General features: G+C 39.8%; 17 protein-coding genes. 15 read left to right on the forward strand and 2 right to left on the reverse strand.

Annotated elements, in window-relative coordinates; translation table 11 throughout:
• Positions 1-118: 118 nt before the first annotated feature.
• The 6 genes from ACHZES_RS16770 (at position 119) to ACHZES_RS16795 (ending at position 6948) form a co-directional block, all read left to right on the forward strand.
• Positions 119-1801: a DEAD/DEAH box helicase gene (locus ACHZES_RS16770; RefSeq protein WP_154526414.1), complete on the forward strand. Its 1683-nt coding sequence runs from the start codon at positions 119-121 to the stop codon at positions 1799-1801.
• 233 nt (positions 1802-2034) lie between these two features.
• Complete coding sequence (gene rlmD, locus ACHZES_RS16775) at positions 2035-3414, forward strand: 23S rRNA (uracil(1939)-C(5))-methyltransferase RlmD (RefSeq protein ID WP_395547291.1); 1380 nt, start codon at positions 2035-2037, stop codon at positions 3412-3414.
• Positions 3415-3545: 131 nt separating this feature from the next.
• The gene (locus ACHZES_RS16780; protein ID WP_084719437.1) at positions 3546-4394 is read left to right on the forward strand and encodes a GNAT family N-acetyltransferase; all 849 of its coding nucleotides are present in this window, start codon (positions 3546-3548) and stop codon (positions 4392-4394) included.
• A 33-nt stretch (positions 4395-4427) separates the two neighbouring features.
• Positions 4428-4877, forward strand: coding sequence for a YaiI/YqxD family protein (locus ACHZES_RS16785; RefSeq protein ID WP_353655262.1), 450 nt, complete (start codon positions 4428-4430; stop codon positions 4875-4877).
• 59 nt (positions 4878-4936) lie between these two features.
• Complete coding sequence (locus tag ACHZES_RS16790; RefSeq protein WP_395547065.1) at positions 4937-5494, forward strand: GNAT family N-acetyltransferase; 558 nt, start codon at positions 4937-4939, stop codon at positions 5492-5494.
• 152 nt (positions 5495-5646) lie between these two features.
• On the forward strand, positions 5647-6948 hold the full coding sequence (locus ACHZES_RS16795) for an MFS transporter (RefSeq protein WP_395547064.1): 1302 nt from the start codon (positions 5647-5649) through the stop codon (positions 6946-6948).
• Between the two features lie 151 nt (positions 6949-7099).
• On the opposite strand, the gene ACHZES_RS16800 is transcribed toward ACHZES_RS16795, so the two are convergent.
• Positions 7100-7492: a RidA family protein gene (locus tag ACHZES_RS16800; RefSeq protein WP_395547063.1), complete on the reverse strand. Its 393-nt coding sequence runs from the start codon at positions 7490-7492 to the stop codon at positions 7100-7102.
• Between the two features lie 109 nt (positions 7493-7601).
• Between ACHZES_RS16800 and ACHZES_RS16805 the strand changes: the two genes are divergently transcribed.
• Complete coding sequence (locus tag ACHZES_RS16805; RefSeq protein ID WP_038277448.1) at positions 7602-7943, forward strand: helix-turn-helix domain-containing protein; 342 nt, start codon at positions 7602-7604, stop codon at positions 7941-7943.
• 91 nt (positions 7944-8034) lie between these two features.
• A complete protein-coding gene (locus tag ACHZES_RS16810) occupies positions 8035-9420 on the forward strand; it encodes a DEAD/DEAH box helicase (RefSeq protein ID WP_038277449.1) in 1386 nt (461 codons plus the stop codon).
• A 121-nt stretch (positions 9421-9541) separates the two neighbouring features.
• On the opposite strand, the gene ACHZES_RS16815 is transcribed toward ACHZES_RS16810, so the two are convergent.
• A complete protein-coding gene (locus ACHZES_RS16815) occupies positions 9542-9883 on the reverse strand; it encodes a winged helix-turn-helix transcriptional regulator (RefSeq protein WP_395547062.1) in 342 nt (113 codons plus the stop codon).
• A 187-nt stretch (positions 9884-10070) separates the two neighbouring features.
• Here ACHZES_RS16815 and ACHZES_RS16820 point away from each other — a divergent pair, with 187 nt between their 5' ends.
• From ACHZES_RS16820 to ACHZES_RS16850, 7 genes are all read left to right on the forward strand, one after another.
• A complete protein-coding gene (locus tag ACHZES_RS16820) occupies positions 10071-10397 on the forward strand; it encodes a cupin domain-containing protein (RefSeq protein ID WP_395547061.1) in 327 nt (108 codons plus the stop codon).
• A gap of 46 nt (positions 10398-10443) precedes the next feature.
• Complete coding sequence (locus ACHZES_RS16825) at positions 10444-10824, forward strand: VOC family protein (RefSeq protein ID WP_038277452.1); 381 nt, start codon at positions 10444-10446, stop codon at positions 10822-10824.
• A gap of 275 nt (positions 10825-11099) precedes the next feature.
• Positions 11100-11705, forward strand: coding sequence for a TetR/AcrR family transcriptional regulator (locus ACHZES_RS16830; protein WP_038277453.1), 606 nt, complete (start codon positions 11100-11102; stop codon positions 11703-11705).
• Complete coding sequence (locus ACHZES_RS16835) at positions 11702-12181, forward strand: flavodoxin domain-containing protein (protein WP_353655264.1); 480 nt, start codon at positions 11702-11704, stop codon at positions 12179-12181. The genes ACHZES_RS16830 and ACHZES_RS16835 overlap by 4 nt, the downstream gene beginning before the upstream one ends.
• A gap of 82 nt (positions 12182-12263) precedes the next feature.
• Positions 12264-13577: an FAD-binding oxidoreductase gene (locus tag ACHZES_RS16840; RefSeq protein ID WP_395547060.1), complete on the forward strand. Its 1314-nt coding sequence runs from the start codon at positions 12264-12266 to the stop codon at positions 13575-13577.
• A 221-nt stretch (positions 13578-13798) separates the two neighbouring features.
• Positions 13799-14425, forward strand: a complete 627-nt coding sequence (locus tag ACHZES_RS16845; RefSeq protein WP_404820250.1) for a TetR/AcrR family transcriptional regulator — start codon at positions 13799-13801, stop codon at positions 14423-14425.
• A gap of 13 nt (positions 14426-14438) precedes the next feature.
• Positions 14439-14972: a GNAT family N-acetyltransferase gene (locus tag ACHZES_RS16850; RefSeq protein WP_395547058.1), complete on the forward strand. Its 534-nt coding sequence runs from the start codon at positions 14439-14441 to the stop codon at positions 14970-14972.
• Positions 14973-15098: the final 126 nt, after the last annotated feature.

The raw sequence follows: 15098 nt of genomic DNA on the forward strand, positions 1-15098 counted from the left end.
GCGAGAGGATGAAGGTCTGAAACGTGCCTGATACCTCTCGTTTTGTTTGCGAAAAGTGTGTGCGAGGCCGTCGGCAACATGGGAAGCCGGTTGGCCGTAAGAAAGGAACCAAGCATTTATGGAAACAATTAGATTTGATGAATTGCAGTTAGATGAAAGAATTCTGCGGGCAGTAGCAGACATGGGATTTGAAGAGGCATCTCCGATCCAGGCTCAGGCCATTCCGGTCCAGGCTGAGGGAAGAGATATCGTTGGGCAGGCTCAGACAGGAACCGGAAAAACAGCAGCCTTTGGCATCCCAATGTTGCAGAAGATCGATCCTAAGGTGAAAAAGCTTCAGGCGGTTGCCCTCTGTCCTACCAGAGAGCTTGCTATTCAGGTGGCAGATGAAATCCGCAGGCTTGCTAAATACATGCACGGTGTTAAAGTCCTTCCGATCTACGGAGGACAGGACATTGTAAAACAGATCCGTTCTTTAAAAGACGGTACTCAGATCATTATCGGAACTCCTGGCCGTGTTATGGATCATATGCGCAGGAAGACCGTGAAATTCGAGCACGTTCATACGGTGGTCATGGATGAAGCCGATGAGATGTTAAATATGGGATTCCTTGAGGATATGGAAACTATTTTAAGCCAGCTTCCGGAAGAGCGCCAGACTGTTATGTTCTCCGCTACCATGCCGCCTGCTATTATGGAAATCGCAAGAAAGTTCCAGCAGGAGCCGGTAACCGTTAAGGTAGTAAAGAAAGAACTGACCGTTCCTAAGGTGACCCAGTATTATTATGAAGTAAAACCTAAGAGCAAGGTAGAAGTTATGTGCCGTCTGCTTGATATGTACGCACCGAAGCTGTCTGTTGCTTTCTGTAACACCAAGAAGCAGGTAGACGAGCTGGTACAGGCCCTTCAGGGACGTGGTTACTTCGCGGAAGGACTTCATGGAGATTTAAAGCAGATCCAGCGTGACAGGGTCATGAACAGCTTCCGTAACGGTAAGACAGAGATCCTTGTGGCAACTGATGTTGCAGCCCGTGGAATCGACGTAGACGACGTAGAAGCCGTATTTAACTATGACCTTCCCCAGGATGATGAATATTATGTTCACAGAATCGGCCGTACCGGTCGTGCAGGCCGTGAGGGTATTGCCTTCAGTTTCGTAGTAGGCAAGGAAGTTTATAAGCTTCGCGACATTCAGCGTTACTGCAAGACCAAGATCATTCCTCAGGCTATCCCTTCCTTAAATGACGTAACTGCCATTAAGGTGGATAAGATTCTGGAAAATGTGGCCGACACCATCGGAGATACAGATTTAAGCAAGATGGTAAACATCATTGAAAAGAAGCTTTTGGAAGAGGATTATACGTCTCTTGATTTGGCCGCAGCTTTACTGAGAATGATGATGGGCGAGGAAAATGAGGACATCATTGATACAAGAGAGCCTCGTTCTCTGGATAATCTTGAAAACTTGTACGGCGGCGGAAGCCGTGGCCGCAGCAGCAGAAATGGAAATGGAAGCGGAAATGGCCGTGGAGGAAGATATGATTCTTCCAGAGAAGATATGGCCCGTCTGTTCATTAACATTGGAAAGAACCAGAATGTGAAGCCAGGAGATATTCTGGGCGCCATTGCTGGAGAATCCGGCATGCCAGGTAAGATGGTCGGAAGCATCGATATGTATGACAAGTATACATTTGTAGAGGTTCCGAGAGAAAGCGCCGACGCTGTATTACAGGCCATGAAGGATGTTAAGATCAAAGGAAAAAATATCCATATGGAAAAAGCCAACGGAAAAGGCAGATAAATTTCCGGGAGCTGGGAGAGGAAGGAAGACGGAGTGTCTTACCGGATTCGCCCAGCTCCCGTTTTTTTGTCCACAGGTAATAAAAGGTTTTCTTGCTTCTTGTGGAAAAAGAAGTTACAATAAGTTCAAGATGTGTATATAGTACCGTTTTCAAGAGGTTTTGGGTCAGGAAATGCTTCGGGCAGGGTGCGAAAGCCAGCCTGTAGGCAGGTATATAGTAACTGGAGGTTATGATGGAAGAGTGGAAGAAGAATGATCGAATCGAGGTAGTGATTGAGGATATGAGCGAAACCGGGGAAGGGATCGGAAAGACCGATGGATTTACCTGGTTTATTAAGGATACAGTGATCGGAGATAAGGTCCAGGCTAAGGTGATGAAAACCAAGAAGTCTTATGGGTTTGCAAAGCTGGAGCGGATCACGGAACCGTCTGTAAACAGAGTGACACCCAAATGTCCGGTCGCAGGGCCTTGCGGCGGCTGTCAGCTTCAGGCAATGGATTATGAAGAACAGCTGCGTTATAAGGAACGGAAGATTTATAACAATATTACCAGGATCGGCGGCTTTTCTGAAGTTCCTATGCTGCCTATCATGGGGATGGACGAGCCATGGAGATATAGGAATAAGGCACAGTTTCCATGGGGACTGGACAAAGATGGGAATATTATCGTGGGATTTTATGCGGGACGTACCCATTCTATCATAGGCTGTGAGGATTGCCTTCTGGGGGCAGAGGAGAACCGGGAGGTCTTAAGGCGGATCAAAGCGCATATGGAACGGTATCACCTCATGCCTTATGATGAAGCCACTCACAAGGGGCTGATTCGTCATACCCTGATTCGTAAAGGGTTTCGGACCGGGGAACTTATGGTCTGTCAGGTTATTAATGGAAAAAGCCTGCCTCACAGCGAGGAGTTAGTAAAAAGCCTTCTGGAAATCCCGGGTATGACCAGTATTTCTTTTAACATCAATAAGGATAGGACCAATGTGATTTTAGGGGACCGGGTGGAAAACCTTTATGGGCCAGGCTATATTACGGATTCTATTGGAGAGGTGAAATACCGCATTTCACCCCTGTCCTTTTATCAGGTGAATCCGGTGCAGACGGAAAAGCTTTATGGCGCTGCCCTTGAGTATGCAGGACTTACCGGTGGGGAAACGGTTTGGGATCTTTACTGCGGGATTGGAACCATCTCTCTATTCCTGGCACATAATGCGAAAAAGGTATATGGAGTGGAGATCGTACCACAGGCCATTGAGGATGCCAGGGAGAATGCCAGATTAAATGGATTGGATAATGTGGAGTTCTTTGTAGGGAAGGCGGAAGAAGTGCTGCCGGAGCAGTATGAAAAGAATCATGTGTATGCAGACGTGATCGTGGTGGATCCTCCCAGAAAGGGCTGTGATGAAGCGTGCTTAAATACCATTGTGAAGATGGCGCCGAAGAGAGTGGTGTATGTGAGCTGTGATTCGGCTACATTGGCAAGAGATATGAAGTACCTGGCTGAGAGAGGGTATAAGGTAGAGAAGGTCAGAGGGTGTGATATGTTCCCTCAGGGGCTGCACGTGGAGACGGTTTGCCTTCTTGAACGTGCCAAAAGCGATGTCTCATAATGATATGTCGAAGAAAAAACATCGATTAATTAAAAGGAGGAGTTCCTATTAATAAAACAATAAATGAACCATGGATTAAGCTAAAAGACTGTCTTAGTTACGAAGATTATGATTCGATTAATTCGCTTCAGATGCAATGCTTCCATGAAGATCAAATCACTTTAAAGCTGGAGCTTGATTATAAGCTTGGTGATGCTGTAAATAGTACTGACAGAACTGGTATCCACGACATCAACGAATTTATGTATTACGCAGGTGAACAACTAGTAGGATATATCGGGATATGTGATTTTGGAGGTACATCGGCACCTCTCGAAATTACTGGTATGGTACATCCAAAATATAGACGACAAGGGATTTTTTCAAAATTGTTTGAATTAGCCATTGCAGAAGGCAGACGGAGGAATGGGAGGGGCATTCTTGCATTATGCGATAAAAAATCTGTTTCCGGCCACGAATTTTTAGAAAGAGCCGGAGCGGCATATAAATTTTCGGAATTTGAAATGTATCTGCATGATGAATCCTTTGAGATGATCGAGAAACGGCTATGTAACATTAACTTCAGAAAAGCTACCAATGCAGATGCCTTTGAGGTAGCCCGACAAAACACGATTTATTTTGGCGACCTTCCGGAGAAAGAGAATGAGAATGATCCAAACGAGGAAATTCTTTTACCGGAGGACGAAGAAAGAAAAGGTATGACCATTTATTTCGCGGAAAAGGATAATCAGATTATCGGGAAGGTTCATCTGCAGATGATTAACGGGCTTGGAGGGATCTACGGGCTGGGAATATTGCCGGAGAACCGAGGAAAGGGATTTGGGCGGGCAATTCTAATGAAGGCCATAGAAAAACTAAAGGATGCAAAAGCAACAGAGATTATGCTCCAGGTTGCCGCTGAGAATGAGACAGCCCTCCGCCTATACAAGTCCTGTGGATTCCAGGAAACGTCAGTAATGGACTATTTTGAACTGAAATGATTACATTGATGATTCAATAGGGGGAAGATGTAAGTGGAGATTTTTGTGGATGCAGACGCCTGTCCGGTAGTTAAAGTTGTGGAAAAGGTAGCAAAAGAAAATAGGGTAGAAGTATGTCTCCTATGCGATACAAATCATGTGTTACAGTCTGATTATAGTGTGATAAAGGTTATTGGTGCAGGAGCTGATGCAGTTGATTTTGCATTGGTAAGCCTGTGTAAATCTGGAGATATTGTAGTAACCCAGGATTATGGTGTGGCGGCAATGGTGCTGGGAAAAAATGCATATGCGATTCATCAATCTGGAAGATGGTATACCAATGACAACATAGATCAGCTTCTTATGGAGCGGCATATGGCAAAAGCGGCAAGGAGAGCAAAATCTAAACATCATCTGAGTGGACCAAGAAAAAGAACTCTGGAAGATGACAAGCAATTTGAAGAATCATTTCGAAAATTAATTGCCCATGCTGGTGAAAAATAACGATCTGATTTTTGACACGTAACTTGCATTGATTAATCTAGGCTAAGGAGGTTAATTTTATGGATAATAGAATTCTGCCAAATGAATTCCCAACTTTAACTACAGATCGATTAATACTTAGAGAATTAGTTGAAGAAGATGCGTTAAGGCTGTATTCTATTCTGTCATCTGAGAAGGTCACGGAATATTTTGGAATGTTTCCCTTGATAGATGTAGAAACAGCGAAAGGTATAATCGCTCGTTATAAAAATTCGTTTAACGATGACTTTGCAATACGATGGGGGATTGAACTAAAAGAAACAAATTTAATAATTGGCACTTGTGGATTTCATAATTGGAATCATAGACACAATAGAGCTGAAATTGGATATGAATTACATGAAGATTATTGGTACAAAGGGTATGCAAAAGAAGCATTAAAACCAATTATAGAGTATGGTTTCAGTCACATGCAATTGTCAAGAATTGAAGCCATTGTATACCCTGAAAATAAGAATTCAGAAAAACTGTTAAGGAAGATCGGTTTTGATTATGAAGGTTTATTAAAGGGATATGCTTTTTTTAGAAATAAACAACAGGATTTAAATATGTTCTCTCTATTAAACAATAATATATAAAGTGACTCATATAGGGATAACAATGGATGTCGATATGTAAGCCTCTAATTAACAAGATTCCTTTTGGAACCAAGGCGAGGGAAAATGGCCTCTTCCTTAGAAATTGACTGAACCGTCATGAAGATAGTAACAGTCGTAGAATGGAGAAACCAGTGAATACAGTACAAAAAATAAAAACTCTGCGGAAACACCCATTAATTGAATTATTAAAAAATAACAAAGGAAATCCAAGAACTCTAATTTTAATGGAACCGCTCTGGGGTATCCCGTATAACTTGATCGCACCTTTTGCTACTCTATATATGTACACGCAGGGAATAACGGACGTTCAAATCGGACTGATTCTATCGATTGCAATGTTTGTCCAGGTATTTTTTTCCTTCTTCGGTGGTATTATAACCGATAAGTTTGGGCGCAAATTTACAACCATGATGGGTGATTTCTTTGGTTGGTGCGTTGCCTGCCTGATATGGTCTGTTTCGGGTAACTTTTGGTTCTTTTTAATTGCAGTTTTATTTAACAGTTTTGAGCAGATTAACCAGACAGCATGGTATTGTTTATTGATTGAAGATGCAGATTCCAAGGATCTATTAGGAATATATACCTGGGTGAACATAGGCGGATTGGTTGCAATCTTTTTTGCACCAATTTCAGGATTGTTGATAAATTCCTTTACCGTGGTTCCGGTTGTCCGTATTTTATATTTTGTTTTTGCTGTGAATATGCTGATTAAGGTGATTGTTACCTTTAAGTATTGTGATGAAACCCGGCAGGGAACGATCCGTATGACAGAGACGAAAGATACCTCTGTTTTCCAGATGTTATATGAGTACAAGGATCTGATACCCAAAATACTAATGGATAAAGAGATTATGAAAGTGCTTATGATCTCTGTAATATTACATATCACGAATCTTGTCAGTACTAACTTCTTTAGCTTGTATGTAACCCAAAGGTTAGGTATCGCAGATCGTTATCTGGCTTTTTTCCCTATTTTGAATGCGGCCGTGATGTTGATTTTCATGATTGGAGTACAGCACCGCTTGGAATCTGTAAAGTTCCGTATTCCGATGTGGATCGGCCTGGTATTGTATGCTGCATGCTCGATTCTTCTGATCCTGACTCCGATCGGTGGTATGCCGTTTATTATTATTTATGTCTTTGTTGCGGCAGTAGCCAGCGCCCTTGTAATGCCTCGTAAAGATGCCTTGCTCCAGCTTACTATTAATCCGAAGGAGCGGGCTCGTATTAATGCTTTGATAATGTCCTTTACCATAGCTTTTGCATCACCTTTTGGCTATTTTGCTGGCTGGTTATCAAGTATTGACCGTCGCTTGCCATTTGTGTTTACATTTACTATTTTCATCGTTGCAATCATAATCGTTGGCCGTATCCGTGATCCTGAATTCGGTAAAGAGCATGGGGGAGCTGATAATCCTGTGGCTAATGGTTAACCGTTTCACCGGTAGCTTTAGGATTTTTAATCCGAGTTATAAATAACAGAGGCGTAACATGAACTGCTCCCTGTCAAAAAGTAAGGGAGCGGTTCATTTTTTCTGATTCACTCGATGCCTGGTCTCCTGGCATTGTAACCCTGTGAACGGTTTAGCTAATATGTGCTACAGCACGAATTTCAATCAGCTGGCCAGGAAACGCCATACCTGACACTCCGACCAGGGTGCCGGCCGGTCGATGATCACCCACATACTCCTTGAAAATACGAATGCATTTTTCGAAATGTTCTTGTGGGTCAGTCAGAAAAATCTCCATCTCAGCGATGTTCGACCTCTCAGCGCCAAATCCTGCCAGTACCCGGTCAAGATTTTCCAGCGTTTGTATTGTCTGTGCCTCGATATCGCCCTCTCCAACAAACGTGCCCTGCATATCATGGGAGAATTGACCCGATATATATAGAGTGCCGTTAACGCAGTAGCCCTGGGCGATGCCGTGTTCGTCTTCCCATGGTAGACCGTGATTGTAGGTATTAATATTAGTCATTATTATCTCTCCTTTACTTTAAAGTAAGCTTAGTATATACTAAGCTAAAATAAAAGAATAGTACGCACTATATTGATAGGTACTATTCGAAAGGATAGTGTATGTAAATATGGGTATGGCTGATTTTAATGGTGAAGTTAAAAATATACAGGATACACCTTTTGGTTATACGATGTCAGTGATCGGTGGTAAATGGAAAATGGTTATTATATACCTTTTAGCCGAAAACCAAACAGTTCGCTTTAATGAACTGAAAAGACAATTAGGTACTATTACTTTTAAAGTATTGAGCTCTCAATTAAAAGAATTAGAAGCGGATGGACTGGTGAAGCGGAAAGAGTATCCTCAAATCCCTCCTAAAGTAGAGTACAGTCTGACAGGTAAAGCAGAAACTCTATTACCCGTTTTGGAAGAATTGTGTGAGTGGGGAGGTAAAAATCGAAATAATTAGAAGTTAGCCGATCATGCCGTTCTAATTGAATGGCTTGGTCAAGCGTAAGAAAAGAGATAGATTTAAATAATACAGATTAAAAGGAGAATTTATGCAATTTAAAGAATTGAATATTATGCCTGATATTATTAAGGCTTTGGAAAAGGAAAATTACGATGTTCCTACACCGATACAGGAAGAGGCAATACCAGTTATATTAAGCGGCAGGGATTTACTTGGTTGTGCACAGACAGGCACCGGAAAAACAGCTGCATTTGCTATACCAACGCTTCAGCTGCTCAGCGAAGAAAAAGTGCCTCATCGGGCAAAACAAAATATAAGGGCTCTGATCGTAACACCGACCAGAGAGTTGGCTCTGCAAATTTATGAAAGTTTTAATACTTATGGGAAATACACCAAATTAAAATCTTGTGTAGTCTTTGGGGGAGTATCTCAAAAGCCTCAGGAGGAAAGCTTAAAGCAGGGGGTAGATATACTGGTGGCAACACCAGGAAGACTATTGGCCTTAATCGATCAAAATATTATAAATATTGAACATATTAAAATATTAATTTTGGACGAAGCCGACCGCATGCTGGATATGGGATTTATCCATGATGTTAAAAGGATCATTGCCAAGACACCTTTAAAAAGGCAAACATTACTTTTTTCCGCTACCATGCCCCCGGACATCGCAAAGCTGGCGAGTACGATTTTGAAGACGCCTGAGAAAATAGAAATCACTCCGGTATCATCTACGGTGGATACCATTGAACAGTATTTGTATTTTGTTGATAAATGTAATAAGAAGGATTTGCTTTTGCACATTTTAAAAGATGAGAACATCGCTTCAGCCCTGGTATTTACACGTACCAAACACGGGGCAGATCGTCTCATGAAGCAATTATCAAGGAGTGGTGTAATTGCGAAGGCAATTCATGGGGATAAATCACAAGGTGCGCGTCAGACTGCATTAAACAACTTTAAAAACAAAACATTGCGAATATTGCTTGCAACAGATATCGCGGCAAGAGGAATAGATATAGATGAACTAACTCATGTTATTAATTACGACCTGCCAGATATACCAGAGACGTATGTGCATCGTATTGGACGGACAGGCAGGGCGGGACTCGGCGGAACAGCAATATCCTTTTGTGATTTTGATGAAAAAGGGCAACTTAATGATATTGAAAAATTGATAGGGAAGAGATTAATAGAAATAAAGGATCATCCCTACCCATTAATGAACAACTTTCCGGCGGTAAAGGTTGTTCAGCCAAGAAGGGATAAAGCAAAAACAGCAAAATCTCAAGACAAACCAATATCCCAGACTACCTCACAAAAATCGGGTGTATCGTCAAAGAGAGAATCATTGCATACAGCTTCCATAGATCGTGTTTCATCAACAAAGAAAAAGTATCGAATGACAGCCGATGGAACATTGAAAGAAAAAAGAGGTTTTAATAATTTTTCAAAGAGGGACAAAAAGCGGTAGATTTACTTTTCCGTTGTATTATAGATTTTTTAAAGCAGAAAATATAGAAAGGAATGCCAGTGTAGCGCATACGCCGGCATTCCTTTTTTCTATAAAGACAATTTTAATGATGTAATTTAAATCACTCTTTATTTTGTTTATTCAGATCACTCTGTTTTAGATGCTCGATTCCCCATCGATTCATTTCTTCCATAATCGGGCTTAAAGATGTTCCAAGCTCCGTAAGAGAATATTCCACCTTTGGTGGCACCTCTGGATAAACCTTTCTATAAATTATTCCATCGGCTTCCAGCTGACGAAGTTGTTGTGTCAGCATCTTCTGACTTATTCCGTTGATTCCTTTACTGAGTTCAATAAATCTTTGTGTAACGTTATTGAACAGATTTCTCAGAATAAGTACCTTCCATTTGTGCCCGATCAAATTGACGGTATGCTCAATAGGGCATAATTTATCACACGGCATTATTATCACTCCTATCAACTATTGTGTTTACTTACTATTTGGTTAGTATACCACAAAATAGTGCCTTCTTGCAAAAAGTTTGTAACGATATTATAGTGATGATACAGCAGTACCATTTAAATCAGTTGATTTTGATTTAAGCGGATGCACATTGCTGAATACTATTTTAAATAGATAGGAGTTAAAAATGGAAAAAATTAATATTAACGATATCCTGGATTTTGCAGCTGAAAAAAGTGCGCGTAAGGCGATTTTCAAAGAAGGTCAGTTAGATACAGGACTTTTACTATATGCCCCAGGACAAATAACACCTGATCATAAGCATTCAGATATCGATGAAGTCTTTTATGTAATTTCTGGTGAAGGTACCATTACTATAAACAATGAAGAAGTACTTGTGAAAGAAAAGGATATAATTTTCTCGCCAAATGGTGAAACACATGGATTTAATAATACCAGTTCTGACAACTGGGTTGTGCTGCAGATTAAAATCGAAACAAGCAAAAAGGATTAAACCATAATTATATAAAATCTAGATTGAACGAAGGAGGTATAGTTTCATGTTTACACGAATAGACCATGTTGCATTTTCAGTAAAGGACAGACAAAAGTCGATCGACTTTTATGAAAAAAACTTTGGATTTAAAAAGTATTTTGAACACGATGTTCCTGGAGTACCAAATCTTGAAAAAGTTGTTTATCTTCAGCTAGGCGATACCGTGTTAGAGTTTGAACACTGGACAAATGAGAAGGAGAATCAGGGGTATCATTTCTGCCTCATTAGCGATGATTTTGATTCAGATTATCAAAGGCTTAAGAACGCAGGAGTCCCGGTTGTGACTGAGCCACATATTCCCGAGCCCAGGACATTACAGGAAAAAGGCTGGAAAAGAGTTGTTTTTCAAGGCCCTGACGGCGAACTCATTGAGTTTCGAGGTTAAAGAAGTAATTTGCTAATAACTTGGTTCAATTTTAAAAACCTTCAACTTACGCAAATTTTTGCTGTAAGTTGAAGGTTTTTAAAATTGAAATTGCGCTTCTGTACTTGTTATAATACAAGATCTAAAACCGGTATATACTGTTGCCCGGAGTGCATATCAAATTCTTTTACAGATTCACAAAAACATACTACTTTTACTACTATATTGACATCGCATAGTTTCCCATATATAATTACAGTGTAAATTAAGTTAACACTGTTAAGTGGAGGGCTGGTATGGGAATAAAGGAACGGCGTGATGTTGAAAAAGAAGAGATGAAAAAGAAAATAATGGATGCCGCCATTGAGGTTATTGAACAGGAGGGGTACGAGAAATTATCAATAAGAAAAATAGCTGCCAAAATAGAGTATTCTCCGACTACCATCTATCTTTACTATAAAGATAAAGCTGAAATTATTACAGATATGTCAGACCAACTTTATAATAAAGTTATGGGAGACGTAGTTGCTGTTTTAAATAAGGAGGCAGCATCTCCAGTAGATAAACAAGTCCATGATAGTTTGTGTGTATTCATCAAGGGGCTATGCAGTGAACCGGAAATGGTAAAAGCGGTTATGCATAGCGGTATTAATGTCATATTTGCTAATGATAGCATAGGAAAGCCAACCAATCCTGGAATAGATATGCTTGATCATTTAGTTTCTAACGGAATTACACAAAAAGTCTTTAAGCCTGGAATTGAGAATAATTCATGGATGATTGTAAGTGCATCACTTGGCTTTGTATTGAGTTCCTTTGGAAGCCAATTGTACCTGCTTGATAATTTTCACAAGCATGTAGATGATTTTGTAGATATTTTAATGGGAGGAATTAGGCAGTGAATACTATTATCATTTATTCAAGTAAATATGGATGCACAGCGGATTGTGCAATGCTCTTAAAATCTGGATTGCCTGGTACTGTAGAACTTGCTAACATAAACGAAATCAACCCCAAAACGCTTCTCATAGAACGCTTTGATACGGTCATTTTAGGGAGCTCCATTTATATCGGTGCGATTTCAAAGAAATTGCGTGCGTTTTGCATTGAAAACGTAAATGTGTTGAGCAGGAAAAGAGTGGGAATATTTATCTGCTGTGGCGTTCCAGAACAAACAAATGAATATTTGTCCAAAAACTTTCCGGAAGCACTTCTTAAAAGTGCAGTTGTCGTAAAGGATTTTGGCGGTGAAGCCAGAATAGATAAACTGAAAGGATTGGATAAGCTAATTATGAAAGCTGCCATGAAGGACAACTATGAAAGCTTGAAAATCTCTCATGATCATTTAAAGAGCTTTATAAAAGAAATAAGCATGTAATCCATTTAAAAATATTAAAGTCAAGACAGAAGGCATATGTTATATATAATGTTTAAAAAGCTATTGGAGGCAAAGGATCAAAATGACAAAGCTTACCGGCCGAATTGTTTTCCCAGATGATCCATGTTATGAGATTGCCCGTAAGGATTATAATACGAGGTTCTCAAAGTATCCCCTGGCTATTATATACTGCCAGGATACCCAGGATGTAATGAATGCGGTAAAATGGACTAGAGAGAATTGTATTTCAATACGTGCCCGCAGTGGAGGGCACAGTTATGAAGCTTTTTCAATATTAAATGATGGAATTGTCATAGATGTAAGCGAGATAGATAAAATCATTTTTGATGAAACCAATATGGAAGCAACGATCGGTGCCGGGGCTGCCCTTCTGCCAATTTACGAATGCTTATGGAATAGTGGTGTTACGATTCCGGGAGGAACATGTCCAACGGTTGGCATTGCCGGACTTACACTAGGAGGGGGATTTGGAATGCTGACTAGGGAGATGGGCCTGCTTTGTGATAACTTAATAGCCGTCCAGATGGTCAATGCAAAGGGAGAAGTAGTATGCGCCGACCGATGTACGAATCCCGATCTCTTTTGGGCCTTACGTGGAGGTGGGGGCGGAAACTTTGGGATAGTAACATCATTTACCTTTAAAGTTCACCCGATTTCAGATGTTGCCGTTTATAATATTACCTGGAATTGGTCGGATTCCAGAGAAGTCATCAAGGCATGGCAGGCATGGGCTCCGTTTGTTGATGAACGTTTGACATCAATTATAGACCTGTTTACCAAAAAAGATGGCCGTATTTCTTCAGCCGGTGAATTTTTAGGTAATGAAGACCAACTGAAATGCTTACTTAAACCATTAATTTCCGCAGGCAATCCAATTCAGATAGATATTCAGACAATATCATATATTGAAGCAGTAATAAAATTTGATGGTGGTCTGGGCCCTCATAAATTTAAAAACACTGGAGCTTTCGTGTATCATAGTTTACCTGATGAGGCAATAGATACCCTGCTTTGCTTTATGGAAACTTCCCCCAATAAAGATAACTCAGTTCAATTTCAGAGCCTGGCAGGGGCAGTCAGGGAGGTTCCTCCAGATGGAACGGCCTATTTCCATCGTGATGCAAACTATATCATGCAGTATATAACACGCTGGAAAGCTGATAAAGAAAAAGAGCCAAACATACATTGGGTAGAAAGTCTAAGAAGAGCCATGTTAAAATATGTAAATGGAACCTACGTCAATTGGCCTGATGTTTTTATCAAAGACTGGCCCAAGGCATATTATGGTACCAATTATCAGGAACTTATGCAAATTAAATGCAAATACGACCCGGAAAATATATTCCACTTTAAGCAGAGTATATGTCCGGACTAACAGTGACTTAAAAATATAATAATGTTTCTTTGATTACTGATATGGAGCAAAGAGATACAATGGAATAAAATTAAAAGCTATGAGATACCGTAAAAACGGTATCTCATTTTTTACCTGGATAATTTAGAGGTAATTGACAATCTCGTATATACCAACAAAAAGATAATTTAGTAACAGTATTGACAAATTCATTTTCCAATCCTATAATAAAATAGACATATATGTCTATTTTAAGAAAAAGGATGATTTTAATGCCGCAGGTAAGCGAAAAATATCTGGAAGCACGAAAAAATAAAATAGCGATAGCAGCGGTTAATGTTTTTGCTAAGAAAGGTTATTCCAATGCCACGATGAAAGATATTATGGATGAAGTCCAAATATCGCGGGGGGGTTTATATGCTCATTTTGAAAACATTGACACTGTTTTTCTGGCCGCGTTAAAATATGATGATTTTTTAAACATCGAATCAGCTTTAAGTCCTGATCCCAAGGAACCCTTATTTCCGCAATTAAAAGATTGGATTCAAAAAACAGTATTGTCAGTACAAGATTCAGATAGGAATTTAGTACGTGCAAAGTCAGAATTTTTCCTTTCCCATAATACTTCTGAATTTCCATATTTAAAAGAAAGGCATGAAAAGCTAGCAAATGTGATTCAATTATTCATTCATATGGGAATCGAAGCGGGAGAATTTAGAGATACAATTGATGTAAACACTTTTTCTGAATTACTTATAGCAATGATTGATGGAATCATGTTGCAGCAATATAATCAATTTTGCTCCGGTATTAATCTTTCTAAAAGGATTGATTTACTGAATATGATGATTGAGCGCATTCTATCTTAAGGAGGATCATTCAATGTTTGAAAACGAAATCATAAAACTAAGAAAATTATCACTTGATGATTACAATATTTATCATAGTTGGCGAAATGACGTAGAAGTCATGTATACCACCAGCCCCCTGCTAGACATTTACACATTAAAGGATACAGAAGAATTCATCACATCAATAATTTCTCAGTCTAATGCAAAAAGCTATATCATTGAGCATAAGGAGACGAATCAAGCGGTAGGCATTGTCTCTCTAAGTAATATTGATTACAAAAACCGCTCTGCTGAATGTATTATTGATATTGGAGCAAAAGATATGTGGGGAAAAGGCATTGGTAAAGCGGCTCTTTCTCTAATACTTGTGTATGCTTTTAGCGAACTTAACTTACATCGGGTATTCTTAAACGTGTTCTCGTTTAATAAAAGAGCAATTAAACTCTACGAGAAAATGGGATTTATGCATGAAGGAGTATTACGTCAGGCGTTCTATCGTGCCGGAGATTGGCATGACATTGTTATAATGAGCATCTTAAAAAACGAATATTTATCTGTTAGTTAAACATAGGCCCCCGCAGGAAGTCGCAGACAAAATCGACTTTATAAGCGGAGGCTTTTTGCTTGGAAAATACTATTAAGCATGATATCTCCATTTTATTGATAATCTTACAATATTGCTTGACAAATA

This window comes from Lacrimispora sanguinis, from assembly GCF_044987295.1.
GTDB lineage: Bacteria > Bacillota > Clostridia > Lachnospirales > Lachnospiraceae > Lacrimispora > Lacrimispora celerecrescens_B.